At 53.8% G+C, this 17,258-nt stretch carries 14 protein-coding genes; 13 read left to right on the top strand and 1 reads right to left on the bottom strand.

Features of this window, described 5'->3' with window-relative positions; translation table 11 throughout:
• The first annotated feature begins 1 nt into the window (after position 1).
• The 11 genes from BLP45_RS12635 (at position 2) to BLP45_RS12585 (ending at position 13,690) form a co-directional block, all read left to right on the top strand.
• Complete coding sequence (locus tag BLP45_RS12635) at positions 2 to 1,384, top strand: NAD(P)(+) transhydrogenase (Re/Si-specific) subunit beta (protein WP_090372847.1); 1,383 nt, start codon at positions 2 to 4, stop codon at positions 1,382 to 1,384.
• Between the two features lie 409 nt (positions 1,385 to 1,793).
• On the top strand, positions 1,794 to 3,230 hold the full coding sequence (locus BLP45_RS12630; RefSeq protein WP_090372846.1) for a LeuA family protein: 1,437 nt from the start codon (positions 1,794 to 1,796) through the stop codon (positions 3,228 to 3,230).
• A 550-nt stretch (positions 3,231 to 3,780) separates the two neighbouring features.
• Complete coding sequence (locus tag BLP45_RS12625) at positions 3,781 to 4,554, top strand: dienelactone hydrolase family protein (RefSeq protein ID WP_090372845.1); 774 nt, start codon at positions 3,781 to 3,783, stop codon at positions 4,552 to 4,554.
• Positions 4,555 to 4,816: 262 nt separating this feature from the next.
• Complete coding sequence (gene ald / locus BLP45_RS12620) at positions 4,817 to 5,950, top strand: alanine dehydrogenase (protein ID WP_090372844.1); 1,134 nt, start codon at positions 4,817 to 4,819, stop codon at positions 5,948 to 5,950.
• A 39-nt stretch (positions 5,951 to 5,989) separates the two neighbouring features.
• Positions 5,990 to 6,907 carry a PEP-CTERM sorting domain-containing protein gene (locus BLP45_RS12615; RefSeq protein ID WP_090372843.1) on the top strand — a complete coding sequence of 306 codons (918 nt, stop codon included), beginning with the start codon at positions 5,990 to 5,992 and terminating at the stop codon, positions 6,905 to 6,907.
• Between the two features lie 279 nt (positions 6,908 to 7,186).
• A complete protein-coding gene (gene ybaL / locus BLP45_RS12610) occupies positions 7,187 to 8,893 on the top strand; it encodes a cation:proton antiporter domain-containing protein (RefSeq protein WP_090372842.1) in 1,707 nt (568 codons plus the stop codon).
• 74 nt (positions 8,894 to 8,967) lie between these two features.
• Positions 8,968 to 9,321 carry an arsenate reductase (glutaredoxin) gene (arsC, locus tag BLP45_RS12605; RefSeq protein WP_090372841.1) on the top strand — a complete coding sequence of 118 codons (354 nt, stop codon included), beginning with the start codon at positions 8,968 to 8,970 and terminating at the stop codon, positions 9,319 to 9,321.
• A 293-nt stretch (positions 9,322 to 9,614) separates the two neighbouring features.
• The gene (locus tag BLP45_RS12600; RefSeq protein WP_176754748.1) at positions 9,615 to 10,043 is read left to right on the top strand and encodes a hypothetical protein; all 429 of its coding nucleotides are present in this window, start codon (positions 9,615 to 9,617) and stop codon (positions 10,041 to 10,043) included.
• Between the two features lie 226 nt (positions 10,044 to 10,269).
• Entirely contained in the window at positions 10,270 to 11,775 is a 1,506-nt protein-coding gene (locus tag BLP45_RS12595; protein WP_090372840.1) for a sensor histidine kinase, read from the top strand.
• Positions 11,772 to 12,317, top strand: a complete 546-nt coding sequence (locus BLP45_RS12590; RefSeq protein WP_090372839.1) for a dihydrolipoamide acyltransferase — start codon at positions 11,772 to 11,774, stop codon at positions 12,315 to 12,317. Before BLP45_RS12595 ends, BLP45_RS12590 begins: the two co-directional genes overlap by 4 nt.
• 11 nt (positions 12,318 to 12,328) lie before the next feature.
• Positions 12,329 to 13,690 (top strand): sigma 54-interacting transcriptional regulator, encoded by a 1,362-nt coding sequence (locus tag BLP45_RS12585; protein ID WP_090372838.1) that lies wholly within the window; start codon positions 12,329 to 12,331, stop codon positions 13,688 to 13,690.
• A gap of 43 nt (positions 13,691 to 13,733) precedes the next feature.
• Here BLP45_RS12585 and BLP45_RS12580 read toward each other — a convergent pair whose 3' ends face one another.
• Positions 13,734 to 15,299 carry a LodA/GoxA family CTQ-dependent oxidase gene (locus BLP45_RS12580; RefSeq protein ID WP_090372837.1) on the bottom strand — a complete coding sequence of 522 codons (1,566 nt, stop codon included), beginning with the start codon at positions 15,297 to 15,299 and terminating at the stop codon, positions 13,734 to 13,736.
• 387 nt (positions 15,300 to 15,686) lie between these two features.
• On the opposite strand from BLP45_RS12580, the gene BLP45_RS12570 reads away from it, so the two are divergent.
• Together BLP45_RS12570 and BLP45_RS12565 are read left to right on the top strand one after the other, a co-directional pair.
• Complete coding sequence (locus BLP45_RS12570; RefSeq protein ID WP_090372873.1) at positions 15,687 to 16,364, top strand: dienelactone hydrolase family protein; 678 nt, start codon at positions 15,687 to 15,689, stop codon at positions 16,362 to 16,364.
• Between the two features lie 167 nt (positions 16,365 to 16,531).
• Positions 16,532 to 17,206 (top strand): phosphoribosyltransferase, encoded by a 675-nt coding sequence (locus BLP45_RS12565; protein ID WP_090372835.1) that lies wholly within the window; start codon positions 16,532 to 16,534, stop codon positions 17,204 to 17,206.
• The last annotated feature ends 52 nt before the right edge of the window (positions 17,207 to 17,258 follow it).

The following is a 17,258-nucleotide window of genomic DNA, read 5'->3' as shown; positions in this document are numbered from 1 at the left end:
AATGTCCGCAAATTTGGTCGCACTCGCGTATCTGATCGCATCGGTTTTTTTTATTCTGGCGCTCAAAGGCCTAAGCTCGCCGCTAACCGCTCGTCGCGGCAATCTGTTCGGCATGGTGGGGATGGCGATCGCCGTCATCACCACCCTTACGATCACCAAGAACTGGGCACTGATACTTGCATGTATCGCGCTAGGGGGCACCATCGGCGCCGTCGTCGCGCGGCGCGTGCAAATGACGGCAATGCCGGAACTGGTCGCCTTCATGCACTCGCTGGTAGGTCTGGCGGCGGTATTTATCGCTATCGCCGCCGTTAATAACCCGGTTTCATTCGGCCTGCCTGCGGTATTGCCGATGGGCAGCAAGCTGGAACTGTTTCTCGGCACTTTCATCGGCGCCATGACCTGGTCGGGTTCGGTGATCGCATTCCTGAAGCTGTCCGGCCGCATGAGCGGCGCGCCCATCACATTCGGCGGACAGCATATGGTCAACCTGATCCTGGCGGTTGTGATGGTGGTGTTCGGCCTGTGGTTCTTCTTTAGCGAAACCACCAACTGGCCAGCCTTCGCCACAATGACCGCGATCGCCTTCGTGCTCGGCTTTCTCATTATCGTTCCCATCGGCGGCGCGGATATGCCGGTGGTAATTTCCATGCTTAATTCGTATTCCGGCTGGGCCGCGGCAGGAATCGGTTTTTCGCTCGGCAATCCCATGCTTATTATTGCCGGATCGCTGGTCGGCAGTTCCGGCGCCATTCTTTCCTACATCATGTGCAAGGCCATGAACCGGCCATTTCTTTCTGTCATACTCGGCGGCTTCGGCAGCGAGGGGGGGACGGCGGCTGCGGTGGGCGACGGGACACAGAAAACCTATCGCAGCGGCAGCGCCGATGATGCGGCATTTTTAATGGGTAACGCCGACAGCGTGATTATCGTGCCCGGCTACGGGCTGGCGGTGGCGCGAGCGCAGCATTCGGTCAAGGAGCTGGCTGAAAAGTTGCACGAGAAAGGTGTCAATGTGCGTTTTGCCATTCATCCGGTAGCGGGACGCATGCCGGGCCACATGAATGTGCTGCTGGCGGAAGCGGAGATACCTTACGAACAGGTACTTGAAATGGATGAAATCAACAGCGATTTTTCCAATACCGACGTGGTGCTGGTGCTGGGTGCGAATGATGTGGTGAACCCTGCAGCAAATGTCCCCGGCAGTCCGATATACGGCATGCCGATTCTGGATGCGCACAAGGCGCGTACCGTGATGGTGGTCAAGCGAAGCATGGCTGCGGGTTATGCCGGCCTTGACAATGATCTTTTCTATATGGACAAGACCATGATGGTGTTCGGCGATGCCAAGAAGGTCGTGGAAGAAATGGTCAAGGCGCTGTGATGATTTCACGTGTAGCCGCGGCTTGAGCAAAATTGACGGGTCGCGGAGAAAAAACCTTCGCCCGTGAAAATGCGTGCGGTGGATGGATATCGTTTGTCATTCAACCACTGCTCCGTCCGGACTCCAATCATCTCGTAGGTAGGTTAACGTCAGCGTAACCCACCTTTCTCTGATCTGAAGTAAATAATCCAGTTCATACGCGCAATGCGCTTCGCTAACACGGTCTCTGTTATTTTTTATTGAGGTAATTCGGCCGGTCAGAGCGAGGTGACACTTCTCAATTTGTACTATCATAAAACGTCAAGAGCGGTGTATTGGGAGCGTTGGCAACTTAAGCTTACACCCCTGCATTCCTCAAGCCTTGCACTGGTTGCCCAGCTACCGGCATAACCTTGGGAATCAAATTTGGATGAGTGAGACAAGACCTCAATTGAATCCTTGCATCATTGATACGACTTTGAGAGAAGGCGCGCAGGCTCCCGGGGTGCTGTTTGGCGAGGAAGAAAGCGCGGAAATTGCCCATGCGCTCGTGTCTCTGGGTATCGACATGGTCGAGTGCGGACACCCCATAATAAGTGATGCGGAGGCCCGCCGGGTGCGCGCGACGGTCGTCATCTGCGGAGCAGTCCCCGTACTTGCGCACGCACGTGCCCGTAGTGAGGACATCGATAGCGTCAAAGCCACTGGCGCCCGGTGGGTCGGTATTTTCATGGGTGTCAACGCGATATCGAGGAATTCCCGCATCCGTTTCAAGCAGCCCGTACACGAAGTGGTCAGTAAGGCTGTCGGCCACGCCAAGAATATCGGATTACGAGTTCGGTTCACGGTCGAGGACGGAAGCCGAACACCTTGGTCCGAATTGGTGGAAGGATACCGCGCTGCGCTTGAGGCCGGAGCGGACCGCCTGGGTTTTGCCGACACTGTCGGCCTGCTCTGCCCTTGGGAGGTGGAGGATTTGATCGGAAGATTGAGCCGCGAGTTCGCCGGCCATGACCTGGAGGTACATTTCCACAATGATCGAGGGATGGCCAATGCTAACGCCCTCAGTGCGGTGCGGGCCGGCGCCCGCTGGATTTCCTCTTCGGTCAACGGCATCGGCGAGCGCTGTGGAATCGCGGACACGCTTACTCTGCTGGCAAATCTGGATGTTCTAAAATGGCGCCACTTGCGAAATGGCCGCGCACTTCCTTATATTAGTAAACTCGTCCAGGCTTACTCACGACTCATGGTTGATCGTTGGCGCCCTATCGCCGGAGCGAACGCGTTTACCCACGTCGCCAAGCTACATCGGCGCGCAGTACTTAGCGACGAGCGAGCCTATGCCTGGACCTTTCCCGAAACTATCGGACGCGTGAACTCCACGGATCCTGAAGTCCTGCCATCCGGGCGGGAGCGACTCATTAACCGCCCGCAACTGATGTCTGCCACGGAATTACGGCCCCGTCAGCGGAGGCCTGGTGATTGCTACCTGATGCTTGATAACAGCGTTGTGCCGGATGCGCGTCAGTACTGCATTGTCAGACGCATACCAGAGATGGACGACTGTGGGGAAGGACATGCCGATGTTCACCGGCACTGTGTCGATAGCGTTTTTCTATTCATTGGGCATGGCCCGGCCTTGCGAGGGTTAACAGTAGAGGTGCGCTTAGGGGCTGAGATGTTCGTTGTCGAAAGTCCGAGCAGCGTTTTTATCCCATCCGGACTTTTACACAGCTATCGCGTGCTGGCTGGCGCCGGCTTATTTATCAACCATATGCAAGCGGGAGATTACAACTCGAGTCTACTGGATTCTGCAATCTTCCAGAGCGACTCTGGCGTCCCAGTAGAGCCTGCCGTGTCAAGATGAGCCTGCCACCACTTTGATCCGCACAGGTGTGCGAGCCTGGCAGGCTGGATTAACGGCAGCGTACCCCACATCGCCGAATTCGGCATCTCTTTATTCCATTCTCCGAACCCCGGGCCGCCCTAATGGCGGATAGCAAGAAGAAATCGGCTCAAACCAGGAAAAGGCAAGAAGCCGGTTGTCAGGGTGTTGCATTGGATGTTTTTTAGACTATATAAAGGGTGAGGAGAAATGGTTTGTTAAGGGTGAACGCAACGTCAAATTACCCGGATTTTGTTGGGTGGAAAGTTATCCAAACGGACTGCTCCCCGCCTCAGTCGGATCTGGAGGGAGTTGCGGCATCGGCGCATGACGTTGTCACGCGCCTGTCAAACATCATCCCGACTCGCAAGAACGAATGCAGAATTTGAACGCGATCCATGCCGAGATTCAGAGAGGAGTGTCGTCGAAGAACAGGTAAATCTGCTATGCTTTCGCGATCAAAAATCGGCTGAGCATAAAATAGAAGATTACTTCTGGCTGATAAAAAGCGGAAGGAGGAGGGGGGAGCACGGTGAGCGTAATCAAAGGCTTTTCCGAGGAAACGTTCACGACAGGCGACAGTTCGTTTCCGCTCTTCCGGAAGGGAAACGGACCCGGTGTCATCCTGTTGCACGAACTGCCCGGCCTCACACATGAGACAGTCGAATTTGCGGAATGGATTGCCGATCACGGTTTTCACGTTGTCATGCCGCTCCTGTTCGGCAGACCGCTTCAGCATCCGATGCTTGGTCTCCTGAAATCGCCGGGCTTGTGCGTTCGAAAAGAGTTTAATAATCTTGCGGCAGGCAAATCGAGTCCGATTGCAACGTCATTACGGGCACTGTGCCGGAAATTGCATGCCGAGCGCGGCGGACCAGGCGTAGGCGCGATCGGAATGTGTTATACAGGTGGCTATGTTTTCGCAATGATGATGGAGGCGGCCCTCCTTGCACCGGTCGCCGCGCAACCCAGTCTTCCATTGTTTCAACCCAAAGCGCTCGACGTCGAGCCAGAGGCGTTGGGCGCCGCGTCAAATAGGGCGGACACAATGTCATTGCTTGGACTGCGTTTCGAGGAAGACTCTCGTTGTAGCGTGGAGCGATTCGAGCGGCTGGAAATATCGCTGCAAAGCCCGCCGGGATCAGCTACGCGGCGCTTCCGTTCTGTTATCGTGCCCGGGAAAGGGCATTCGACGCTGACGTTTGATTACCAGGCAGCTCTCGACCGGGGGGTCGATACACGAGAGTTGGTGCTTCAGCACCTACGCATGCAACTGCTCGATTCGAATGGGAGCGCATCCTCATGACGAGTGCAAAATACTCAGAGGCGGACTATTATTTTTCCCGCGATTTCGCCATCGGATTGTTATACTTGGCGGCTAAATGGTGGAAATGGATGAAGCCGATTCATCAGGCCCTGATCTAATCGGCCGAGATGGGCAGTTCACTTTTCTCGAAAGCTCATCCTCATATTGAAACCGTGGGAATAATCGCAGAGCCGTTAACCTAATTTCCGTGCCAACTTTTGCACAAGAAAAGATTCTACTCGTCGATAGTCAGGAAGAAAACATGCTGATCGGGCTACCCAAGGAAATCAAGGATCACGAAAATCGAGTCGGAATGACCCCCAGTATCGTTAGAACGCTGACAAGGCATGGACATCAGGTACTTGTACAGAGCGAGGCGGGCGAAGGCAGCTTCCTTTCGGACGCGGAATATCGATCAGCCGGAGCGTTGATTGTTCCTCATGCAGAAGACGCCTGGGCGGCGCAACTGGTGGTCAAAGTCAAAGAGCCGACCGCGACGGAATACCGTTATCTGCATCAGGACATGATTCTCTTTACCTATCTTCATCTGGCTTCGGATAAGCCTCTCACCCACGCATTGCTGGAGAGCGGCGCCACAGCCATCGCTTACGAAACCGTTCAGACAGAAGGGGGCAAGTTACCGCTGTTAACGCCCATGAGTGAGGTAGCGGGGCGCATGGCTACCCAAATCGGCGCAACCTATCTGCAAAAAACGCATGGGGGCCGCGGTGTATTAATGGGTGGTGTTCCAGGCGTCGCTCCAGCTAATGTCGCGATTCTGGGCGCCGGTATTGTCGGCACCAATGCGGCTCTCGTAGCAGTCGGGTGTGGTGCGCAAGTCACCGTGCTGGATGTTAATCATGATCGCCTGAAATACCTGGATGACATTTATCGCGGGCAACTACAGACGCGCTTCAGCGATGAATATAACATCGAAGAGGTGGTCTACAATGCTGATCTGGTAATCGGCGCCGTTTTGATCCCTGGTGGACGCGCACCATGGCTGATTACCTCTGGCATGTTGCCAAACATGCGGAAGGGTTCCGTAATCGTCGATGTGGCGGTCGATCAAGGAGGATGTGTCGAAACGACCCGGCCGACCACGCATAGCAACCCCACCTACGAAATCGACGGCGTGGTGCATTATTGTGTTGCCAACATGCCTAGCGCTGTACCGCGCACCAGTACCTTTGCGCTTAACGCTCAAACCGCTCTCTATACGCTGTGCCTGGCGGACGAAGGATTGAATGCCGTGCAAAAAAATCCGGCGTTACAATACGGACTCAATACGCATCGCGGGTCAGTGACTTATCCTGCCATCGCAAAGGAATTCGGTCTGGAATGCGTGGACCCGTTGTTGGCGGTGGAGCACACCCTTAAAGCATGTCCATCGTAACCCGGCTATTCATCCTGAGCCAGGAAAGGAGTTGAGAAAATGAAATTCACATATCCCCGCCTTTTGGGCGCATTGCTCGCTCCGTTGCTCGCCGCCGGCCAGCCAGCGGCGGCTAGTGTCGATATCCGTTTTGATTATCGCTACGATAGTTCGAATTTTTTTACGGGGGCAAATAGTTCACGCCAGAATATATTGGACGCGGCTGCCTCCGTGTTCGAAACCCGTTTTCAGGACAGCCTGACTGCAATCACTTCCTCCGGATCGAATAGATTCGATGCGAACTTCTTTCGGCCGGATAACGGTAGCCTTTTCAGTATCCCTGCTTACAGTGTGGACGCTGATCAGATCGTGGTTTTTGCGGGGGCCCGCAACCTGGGAAGAACGTTGGCAACGGGTGGCCCGGGCGGATTTACGGGAAGCGGATCCGCCGATTTCCTCGATAATGCTGCGGGCCGCGGACAGCCTGGCGTTCTTTTACCCGTAGAGACGGATTTTGGCCGGTGGGGCGGGTCGCTCTCCTTTAATAGCGCTTCGTCCAATTGGTATTTCGATCCGGATACCGATACAGACGAATCCTTTTCCGGGTTCGATTTTTATTCAGTGGCCGTGCATGAGCTTGCCCATGTGCTTGGCTTTGGTAGCGCCGATTCTTTTAATAATTTGAGCTCAGGGGGCTTATTCACCGGATCTGCCGTTAACGCCCTGCTTGGCTCCAACCCATCACTCACCAAAGAGGGACACTGGGTAAGCGGGCTCAGCTATTCCGGGCAGGAAGCCGCAATGGATCCCACTATCGCTGCCGGCCAGCGTAAGCATTTTACGGAACTTGATTACGCTGCGATGAGAGACATTGGCTGGGAGGTTTCTCCCGTGCCAGAGGCTGAAACCTGGGCTCTGATGCTTGCCGGATTGGGGGTGCTTGGCTGGCGTGTGCGCGGTTACGGGCGGGGGATCTGAGCACGGCGGGGAGAAGCGCTTGCGTTATAGTGGAACTAAAAAATACCTGCGAAAACTCAATTTCAATAAATGCCTCTATATGGCTTTGTAGGATGGGTGGAGTAAAACGGAACCCATCATTTGGTTATTCCCACACCTCGCCAAACTGCAATCGCGCAGTGGTTTTGATGGGTTGCGCTTCGCTCCACCCATCCTGCACACGGGTATTGCGCAATCCACGATGGACCTGTCGGCTGCGCATCGATTAACCCTCTAAACGTTGTTTAAGCGGCAAAACACATGCCCCACAGTGTTACCCTGATCACCACCATTGCCGTCAGTTTCGGTCTTGCCCTGCTTATGGGGCTTATCGCCAATCGGCTGAAATTGCCGGTGCTGGTTGGCTATCTGGTTGCCGGCGTTATACTTGGCGCCAATACGCCGGGCTTCGTGGCGGACATGGAGCTGTCGAGTCAACTGGCGGAAATTGGCGTCATACTGCTGATGTTCGGCGTCGGGTTGCACTTCTCACTGAACGATCTGCTGGCGGTCCGGCGAATCGCCTTGCCCGGCGCGATCGTGCAGATTGCAGTGGCGACGGCTCTGGGCGCCGCAGTGGCTATTGCCTGGGGTTGGAGTCTGGGTGCGAGCATCGTGTTTGGCGTCGCGCTTTCCACGGCAAGCACTGTCGTGCTCCTGCGGGCGCTGGAGCAGCGCGGCGTACTCAAGTCCGTTAACGGTTCAATTGCGGTGGGCTGGCTGATAGTCGAGGACCTGGCGATGGTTCTGGTTCTCGTTCTGCTGCCCCCGCTCTCGGGATGGCTTGGAGGCGATTTGGGCAGCGCTGTGGAGGGGGCATCCAACCCGGATCTGCTAATACCACTCCTGCTTACGTTTGGCAAGGTTGCGTTTTTCATTGCGCTGATGCTGATTGTCGGGAAACGCGTTTTTCCCTGGCTGCTTTGGCACGTTGCCAGCACCAATTCGAACGAACTCTTCATTTTGAGCGTGATCGCGGTGGCGATAGGTATTGCCTATGGTTCCGCAATGCTCTTCGGCGTGTCCTTTGCCCTCGGCGCGTTTTTTGCCGGCATGGTGATGAGAGAGTCCGATTTGAGCCATCGGGCTGCCCAGGAATCCTTGCCCCTCCGGGACGCTTTTTCGGTTTTGTTCTTTGTCTCGGTAGGGATGCTGTTCGACCCCAACGTCCTGATAGACCAGCCGCTCCGGGTTCTCTCCACCATAGCGATTATTATCGTTGGCAAATCGCTGGCTGCGTTTCTTCTGGTACTGGCTTTTCGCTATCCTCTCAATACGGCACTGACCGTGTCCGCAAGTCTGGCGCAAATCGGCGAGTTCTCGTTCATCCTTGCAGCGCTTGGTGTTTCTCTCGGACTTCTGCCGGTCGAAGCCCAGAGCCTTATACTGGCGGGAGCGTTCATCTCGATTACGCTCAATCCCCTGGTGTTTCAGGTGATCGAACCAGTGCAGGCCTGGATACGCTCCCGCTCCAATCTTGCTCGCATCCTAGAGCGCACCGACGATCCACTCGCGGAACTGCCAATGACGGTCGCGTCAAGTTATGTGACGAGCCACGTCGTGCTTGTCGGCTATGGCCGTGTCGGCCGCCTCATTGGCGAAGCTCTGAGCCGGCAGGGGATGGCGCTGGTTGTGGCCGAACAGAACCGCGAGATGGTGGAGGGATTGCGCAAGCGGGGAATTCATGCCGTAGCGGGAGATGCCGCCGAACCGGCTGTGCTGATACAGGCGCATATCGCGCGGGCCACTATGCTGGTTATCGCGGTCCCCGATACGCTACGCGCTCGCCGGATGATTGAAACCGCGCGCATGCTTAATCCCCCGATCGAGATTATTGTGCGTACGCATAATGAAGAAGAGGCAGATCTGCTAAGAAAAGAGAGCGGGGGCATGGTGTTTGTGGGCGAGCACGAACTGGCGCTCAGCATGACGCGCCATGTATTGAGAAATTCGACTGCCAAGGAATAAGGCTAAGGACAAGCTGTTCTTATCAATTATGTATGGCTTGACCAGGACCCGGGGGTATCGATAGGAGAAAAGTCATGAGTAAAAAAATTATCGTTTATCAAAAGCCGACGTGCAGCAAATGCAGGGCTACGCTCGCCCTTCTTAAAGATAGCGGGCAAGAGTTCGATTCCGTCAATTATTACGACATGCCTTTGACCGTCGAGCAGTTGCGTGAGCTGATTGAGAAGCTGGGTTTGCCAATACGCGATGTGCTGCGTAACGATGAACCCATGGCGCGCAGTCTCAAACTTGCCGAGCAGCAGCTATCGGATGAAGAATTGCTAAAGATTATGGTGAACAATCCGGACCTGATTCAACGGCCGATTGTCGTGCGCGGTGACGAGGCCGTATTGTGCCGGCCGCCGGAGAATGTAATGAAGCTGTTATAGCACCTGCCGGACTGCGAAAAATCAAATCCGACGGATTGCTTGCGGATGAGGTGGATTCAGCTTTCCGCTGGCTATGTGAGATGTGAAAAATGGCATGAGTCTGTGGAAGATCTGCTATTGATCCAGCGAGAAAATATTATGGATTTCGCCATTCGGACTTGACCGGAATCCGGTCCAAATCAATAATGGCGTACTTGGCGGCCAATGGATATGACTGCCTTGGTATGACGTTGTATTATCCGTTCTGCCGGATTAATAGTGTCATCCGCAGTAAACTAAAAAAGGAAGTGGTTATGAGTGCGCATCCAATCAGTGTCTTACGTCTGATCGCTCCGCTTTTTCTTGCGTTGCTGTTAAGCCTGCCCGCAATCGCCGCACAGGCGGAATGTAGCGGATGCCTGTGTCCGGGAAATCCTTGCAAGTTATGCGCGCTACCACCCACGGAAAATATTCCTCCGGCTCCGGATGAGGCGGAAACGTGTTTAAAAATCAGGGAGAACGTGGCGCCGGTTTCAAAGAATACAGAGCCCAGCAAGCATTACGCAAGCCTGAATAATTCGATGAGGGAGTGTGTAAAAAACGGTGGCGATGTTATTGTGAATTCGCGCCGCAACAACGAATTTCCATCCAAGCATTATTGCAAGCCATATATCTCGCCAGCCAATGCGAACATTCGGGACGGCGCTCACTCCCAGCAAAAGGATGAGAGAAGTGGAAATTAAGAAAACGCGGTTGCACAATTCAGGCAGGGTGATATGCATCGGCCTGGCAGTTTACATACATTAAACAGTTCCCCGATTTTTTGAACGCTCCTGAACCTGAATGGGCCCTTGAACGTTAGGACAGGTGCTAATGGACAAATGCAGTTTTATGGGGGACTGTCGTATCCGCTGATTTGTATCGTTACCATATATCAATTCGAGTACCGGCCATAATCAAAGGATAAGGATGATTGCTCGCGGGGAGGCCGCAAGGCAGGAAAGTGGAGTTGGCGCCGCGTCTTGGTCACGGTTTCAGCGCAAGCCTAAATCCTTTCTGAAATTGATTCTGCTCGGGTTCGCACTTGTGGGCTTGCCGCTTATCGTTGCGCTAATCAACAGCGCTTTCTCCATTGACCGGTTGGCGGATCAGAGCCGTAGAGCGGTCTATCAGGCGGCCCAGATTGCGCATGGCAGCAGGCTGCTGACTGATGAGATTGCGACGATGGAGCGTGCTGTGCGGCAAACGCATATCCTTGGGGATACGTCCCTCCTCGAAAATTATTTTCGGGCGCATCAAAAATTCGAGAGTACCGCAGCAAGCCTCTTCGAACTTTCCTCACACACTGAACAGAAAAAATTGCTGGAGCAACTGCTGTCTCTGGAATCTTCTATTTTCGGTAAGGTCTCCGCTATACAGCAATCCCCGGAAGATCTGCGCGATGTGATTGGTAATTTCGTTCCGTTGCGCGATTCAGCGCGAACCTTTTCTGCGGTTGGTTATGCGTTGATTGAGCGTGAAGTGGGTGAAATGCAGGATATGGCCGGGTATGCCCGTTCTACCGTCGGATGGCAATTACTCGCCCTGATTCCGTTTGCAATTCTGCTTGCATTCGTTTTTTCTGTGCGGATTGCGCGTCCCATTCGTCAGATTGATGAGGCCATTCGCAATATGGGGCAGGGAGAGCTATCCAAAGCAATACGCGTCGACGGCCCCCAGGATTTGATCTATCTCGGCGAACGGTTGGACTGGATGCGCCGCCGCCTGCTGAAACTGGAAGAGCAGAAAACCCGGTTTCTGCAACACGTTTCTCATGAGCTCAAGACGCCTCTTACCGCAATGCGCGAAGGTGCGGATTTGCTCGCGGAAGGCGTAACGGGAGAATTGACCGCGGAGCAACAGCGTATCGCAAATATCCTGCATAGCAACAGCGTACAATTGCAGCGGCGCATCGAAGATCTGTTAAGTTACAGCGCTCTTCAGACTGAGAAAGCCGCCTTGGTAAAACATCAGGCGAACTTGGCGAAAATTCTGGATGCCGTGTTACAGGATCAGAATCTGATGATCATGAGCAAAGGCCTGAGAATTGAGCTATCTTGTCCCGAACTGATAATTGATTGCGACGAACAAAAAATAAAAATTATTGTGGATAATCTGTTATCGAATGCGGTGAAATTTTCTCCCGCGGGTGGTTGCATCAGCATCGGGACGAGCAAGGTAGGTGAAATAGTTCAGCTCGATATTCTGGATGCCGGCTCCGGCGTTGATGAGGCGGATCGTGAAAAAGTATTCGAGCCCTTTTATCAGGGACGGCGCGTACTCGACAGCCACGTCAGGGGAACTGGTCTGGGGTTATCCATTGCCCGTGAGTACGCGCTCGCGCACGGCGGTAATATGGAGCTTGTGCAGCACACCGGTAATGGCGCCCATTTCCGCGTTACCATACCCATTCGTGATCCTGAGGGATCCTCATGATCTACGGGCGTGAGATATTGCGGATTCTGGCTGTGGCGATGCTCGCGTTGCTGACTGCCTGCTCAACCGTTCCCGAAGTTCAGACGCCTGTGGCACCATCACCATCCGTACTGCCCGCCGATTTGATCTTGACCGGACAAATGGAAGATATAATGCAATATTACGACGCCTTGCGAAAGCAGCCGGCAGCAGAACTCGGCCGTGTGTACGACAAGGTAAAACAGAATTTCGTACAGAACAAGAGCGATGCAAACAGGGCACGGCTGGTATTGCTTCTTATCTTGCCCAATACCTCTTTCCGCGACATCACTTCGGCACTTTATCTGCTTAACGAGTGGCCGCGCGATGCGAAGCCCACCACGGGTTTGCAAAGTTTCAGAAACCTGTTAGCGGCCCTGCTTACGGAGCAACAACGGCTAAACCAAACTACTGATGAGTTATCACAAAAATTGAAAGAGGAGCAAAAGCGCGTGGAGACCCTGCAGAATCAGATTGAAGCCATTAAAAGCATGGAAAAAAATCTTATTCTTAGAGAACTCTAGACCCTAAAAAAATGCCTGACTCCAGCCCAAAAATACTCATTGTCGACGACGATACGGATCTGCTTGAATTACTTATGATTCGCCTTACCGCTGCCGGCTACAAGGCGGATACTGTACAAAGCGCCGAGGCGGCGCTTAATTACCTGGATGTATCGCGTCCCCAATTGGTGATCAGCGATATGCAGATGAGCGGCATGGATGGCATGGCGTTATTCGAGCATATTCACCGCACGCTGCCGACGTTGCCAGTGATAATTCTGACAGCGCATGGCACCATCCCGGACGCGGTTGCGGCTGTTCAGCGAGGCGTATTCGGCTATCTGGCCAAGCCTTTTGATAGCAAGACGCTGCTGGCCAACATTAGCCAGGCTCTCAGGTTTGTCCCTGCGGGGGCGGGCCAGAATGAGATATCACAAGCGTCCTGGCGCAAAGGCATTATCACGCAAAGTGCCGTAATGGAGGACCTTCTTACCAAGGCCAGGCTGGTAGCGGAAGGGGATGCAAGCGTATTGATTTACGGCGAAAGCGGTGTTGGCAAGGAGTTGTTTGCTCATGCCATACATGAGGCATCCAAACGTCGTCACCATCCATTTGTTGCGATCAATTGCGCGGCGATCCCGGAACAATTACTGGAATCCGAGTTGTTCGGACACATCAAAGGAGCCTTCACGGGCGCTGTCCGGGATCACAAGGGCTTGCTGCAATTGGCGGAGGGAGGAACGCTGTTTCTCGATGAAATCGGCGATATGCCGCTTTTGCTCCAAGTCAAATTATTGCGCGTTCTCCAGGAAAGGCAAGCGCGTCCAGTTGGATCGACACAGTCGATTCCGGTGAACGTCCGTATTATTTCCGCAACGCATCGTGATCTCAAGGCTGAAATCGCTACCGGTACCTTTCGTGAGGACCTTTATTACCGGCTGGACGTCGTGGCGTTAACAATACCGGTCTTATCGCAGCGGCGTGAGGATATTCCCCTGCTGACGAATTATTTTCTTAATTTATTTTCTGCGAAGTACAACAAAAACATTAACGGATTCTCTCCCGAAGCCATGGAAATGATGGTAAGCGCTTCATGGCCAGGCAACGTGAGGCAACTCATGAATGTTGTCGAGCAATGCGTGGCCTTGAGCACGGCCCCCCTGATTTCGCCGGCATTGGTGTACGACGCGATGCACAAGGAAGAGGAGCAACTTGTTTCTTTCGAGGATGCGCGCAAGAGTTTCGAAAGAGATTACCTGGTTCGCGTGCTGAAAATCACGGGAGGCAACGTGACACAGGCCGCGCGCTTGGCCAAACGCAACCGAACCGAATTCTACAAACTGCTTCAAAGATACCAGCTCGATCCTTCCGTTTTCAAGCAGCCACAAAGCTGATTTTCATACCAGTACACAGCATATCCGGCGCTTCCGCAAATCTTCAAGATTGGCCGTCTATGGAGTTTCGTTCATCCTCAACGAATTTCTCCCCTTTCTTCACGACAAAGCCAAGCTCTGTCCACCATCGAACCATATCACCGTAGTCCTGTATGCCTCGCGAAAAGGACTGAATCTCCCCAGAGGCGGTAACGACATCGACAGGACGCTGAGCCGGCCACCACAGTTCGCCGCAAGCCAGAAAGTCGGCCTGCCAGGGCAGTGCCATGCGCTCGGTCAAGAAACCGGGTGGAAGGGTATGTTTAATCCGAAACGGTGCTTCGTAGGTTGCAGCCTGCGCGATGACATATGTCACCTCGATGCCGGGAAAAAAGGGCGCGCCGATGCAACCTTCCAATGACGCTCGAGTCAGGGCATCGGGCCTTTGGCCCGGCGGCAAATCATCGAACGGGATGGGTGCCGGCTCGCCGATCCAGTCGGCTTCGAAGTCGCCCCGCGACCATTTTTCCATCATTGTGTACTGATACTCGGTTAACGCGGTGTACTCGCCTCGTTCGGGATTGTCAGGGTCCACGCCGCTATTCACTTTTGGCATAGCGGGTGGAAGTTGAGGCGGGGGAGTATTAGGGTCGACATATGTATTGGGCTTCGTCAACCACTTCAGAACCGTTTCACGTGCGGATCTTCCACTCTCTGTCTTGTCTGCCAGCTTGCTCAGCCGGGCGGGATTCAAAAAATTGCCGGCGGCGCCATGATGGCGGTTTCTCTGCTCGGTCACCCAATGAATCATGACGACACGCTTCAGGATAGGGTAGATATCGCGTGTGAATGATGGCACATCTTTTATAAGATGCGGGGAGAAATTTCTTACGGCAACATTCAGAGCCTGGTCATACCAGGTGGTTACGTTTTCAATGCCAGGAGCATACGATGGCGGAGCGACTACGACCCATGCGCCCCCCTCCGCATTGCCAGGCGCTTCACCCTCGACCTCTACGACGGCAGTGACCGGACCGTCGGCAACCCCATCATACCAGCCATCATTGTTGGCAAAATTGTCGAGACCGCGGTCAATAGGAGAGCCAGACTTACCTGGGCCGCCGACGACAATCAGACGTCCCTCTTCGTCGGTCAGGATCCGTCCAAGCGTAACCTTTGCACTGCCTTCAACATTGCCGTTCTTTATGAAGTTGATTTCCCCTACCAGGGGACCAATAATCTGGTTCTTTCCGGATATTGATTGCAACGAAGCGTCCACGACCAATCCCGCCCTATCGTACTCGGCGTTTCGGGGGGAAGCAGATAGTCCCCCGGGCGGGAAATTCCCTCCTGCTGCTTTACTATTGACGAGATGCACGCTCCACGTGATTTTAGTCTTCTCATCCAGCACAATCTCGCTGTCGAACGTCTCTTTGCCGAATTCATCGCGAATAAACTTATAAATCCGGAATCGAACTGCTTGCGGCTTTATTTTTCCGGGCGAGGAGTTGTCACGGTATGGTCCTTCAGGAATCATTCCCGCAGACTCGGAGCCAAGGATATAGCCGGTCTCGCTGTTTCCTATGCGCGCGATTCCCACCGCCGGATAAATTCGATAGATCGTTTTCATTCGTATTTTCTCCTTTCCCCATTAAATAAACAGTAAACGCATCGCTGTTGCATATCATAGCCTCTGCCGATAACAATTTCCGTGTTTTTCCATGCATTAGCAATAATTTCGCTACAGGCTCGACCACCATTCTTATGGTAGAAAACCACCGCCAGCTATGTTCGGAAGCGCACGGAAAACGTACCAGGCTTTCCACAAAATAAAGTTAATGATGGGGTCGGGGATGAGGCGGTTTGAAGGAATCATCCTTGCGGCCCGGTACTCGTATCGGAATAAAAAGGCGGATAAGAGAAATAATTTCAGCTATCGGTATCGGTTGAAAGTGAGCGCTTTAGCCTTTCCCGGCCTGGCTCTATAAATGAAATGATGATTGCGAGGGACACGGCCATGCCAATCGGTTCGTCAGATGACCATGCTCTTGAAAGGAAGCCTGTTCGCATTCCAGCGGGCGACGTGTCGCTGAACGCGGATCTCGCGATACCGGAGGGCGCACAGGCCGTTATTGCATTCGCCCATGGCAGCGGTAGCGGGCGGCACAGCACCCGAAACCGTTATGTCGCGGAAACATTGAATGGCTGTGGATTCGCAACACTGCTTGCCGACCTCCTGACGGAGGAAGAGGAAGCCATTGATTTGCGTACCCGGCATTTGCGCTTCGATATACCGATGCTGGCGAACAGGCTGGTTGATATCGCGGCTTGGTTACAAAATGAATCTCAGGCGAAACATTTAAAAATTGGCTGGTTCGGCGCCAGTACGGGAGCTGGGGCCGCATTGATTGCAGCAGCCCGCCGTCCGGAAAATATCATGGCGGTTGTTTCACGAGGCGGCCGGCCCGATCTGGCTGGGGATTATCTATCAGAAGTCACGGTGCCTGTGCTTCTTATCGTCGGAGAGAACGACCCCGAGGTTCTTGAACTCAATAAATGGGCACTCGCGCGGCTGGTTCACGCCCCATCAAAATTGGAGATCGTGCCGAATGCAACGCATTTGTTTGAAGAGCCCGGCACGCTGGAGGCAGCAGCTTTGCTGGCCGCGGAATGGTTTCAAGGCAATTTGAAATAACCGGAATTAAATCTTACCCTGGTAGTTGATCGCTCATCCTTTAGCTTAGCGCCATGATCCACATAGACTTCTTGCTCCACGGCCGTATTCCGCGTCATTGTGCCTTGCTGCACGCCCATAACCGCACACCCCACCCCGTCCAACTTCCGAGAATGTAAGGATAATCGATGGCGAGCACTTTTCATCGTTTCGCAAACAGGGAAGAAGCTGGAAGAATGCTTGCCGAAGCATTATCGGCCTACACCGGCAGAAGTGATATTTTCATTCTGGCTCTACCGCGCGGAGGCGTGCCGGTCGCCTATGAAGTCGCAAAAATCCTGCTTGCGCCGATGGACCTATGGCTTGTTCGCAAGCTTGGTGTGCCAGGACAGGAGGAATTGGCCCTGGGCGCGCTGGCTGCGAAGAACATCCGCGTTCTCAACCAGGAGATCATTGATCTTCTGGATATTGATCAAACTGTTATTGATACGGTGGTATCCAGGGAACAGGCGGAGCTGGAAAGACGCAACGAGCTTTATCGCCGTGGCAAACCGCCGCCGGATATCGAAGGGAAAACAATCATTATTGTCGATGACGGTCTTGCCACGGGCGCGACGATGCGCGTTGCGATTGCCTCTCTCCGTCAGGCGGGCGCCACGCGGATCGTTGCGGCGGTACCGGTAGGGGCTGCCTCCACCTGCAGGAAAATCGAGAAAGAGGCCGATGAACTCGTGTGCCTGTACAAACCGGAGCCTTTTTATGGCGTGGGGCAATGGTATAGCGATTTTTCCCAGACTTCGGATGAAGACGTGCTGACTCTTTTGAATAACGCCGCCGCGAACTCAGGGCGAAGCATCGAGTAAATACGCCTGTAAACAAATGCGGCCTGAAGAAGCTGGCAAGCAGATTGTGGAT

It is taken from the genome of Nitrosospira sp. Nl5, from assembly GCF_900102495.1.
Taxonomy (GTDB): Bacteria; Pseudomonadota; Gammaproteobacteria; order Burkholderiales; family Nitrosomonadaceae; genus Nitrosospira.
Note: the sequence above shows the minus strand (reverse complement) of the source record. Positions and strands in the feature narration are given on the sequence as shown.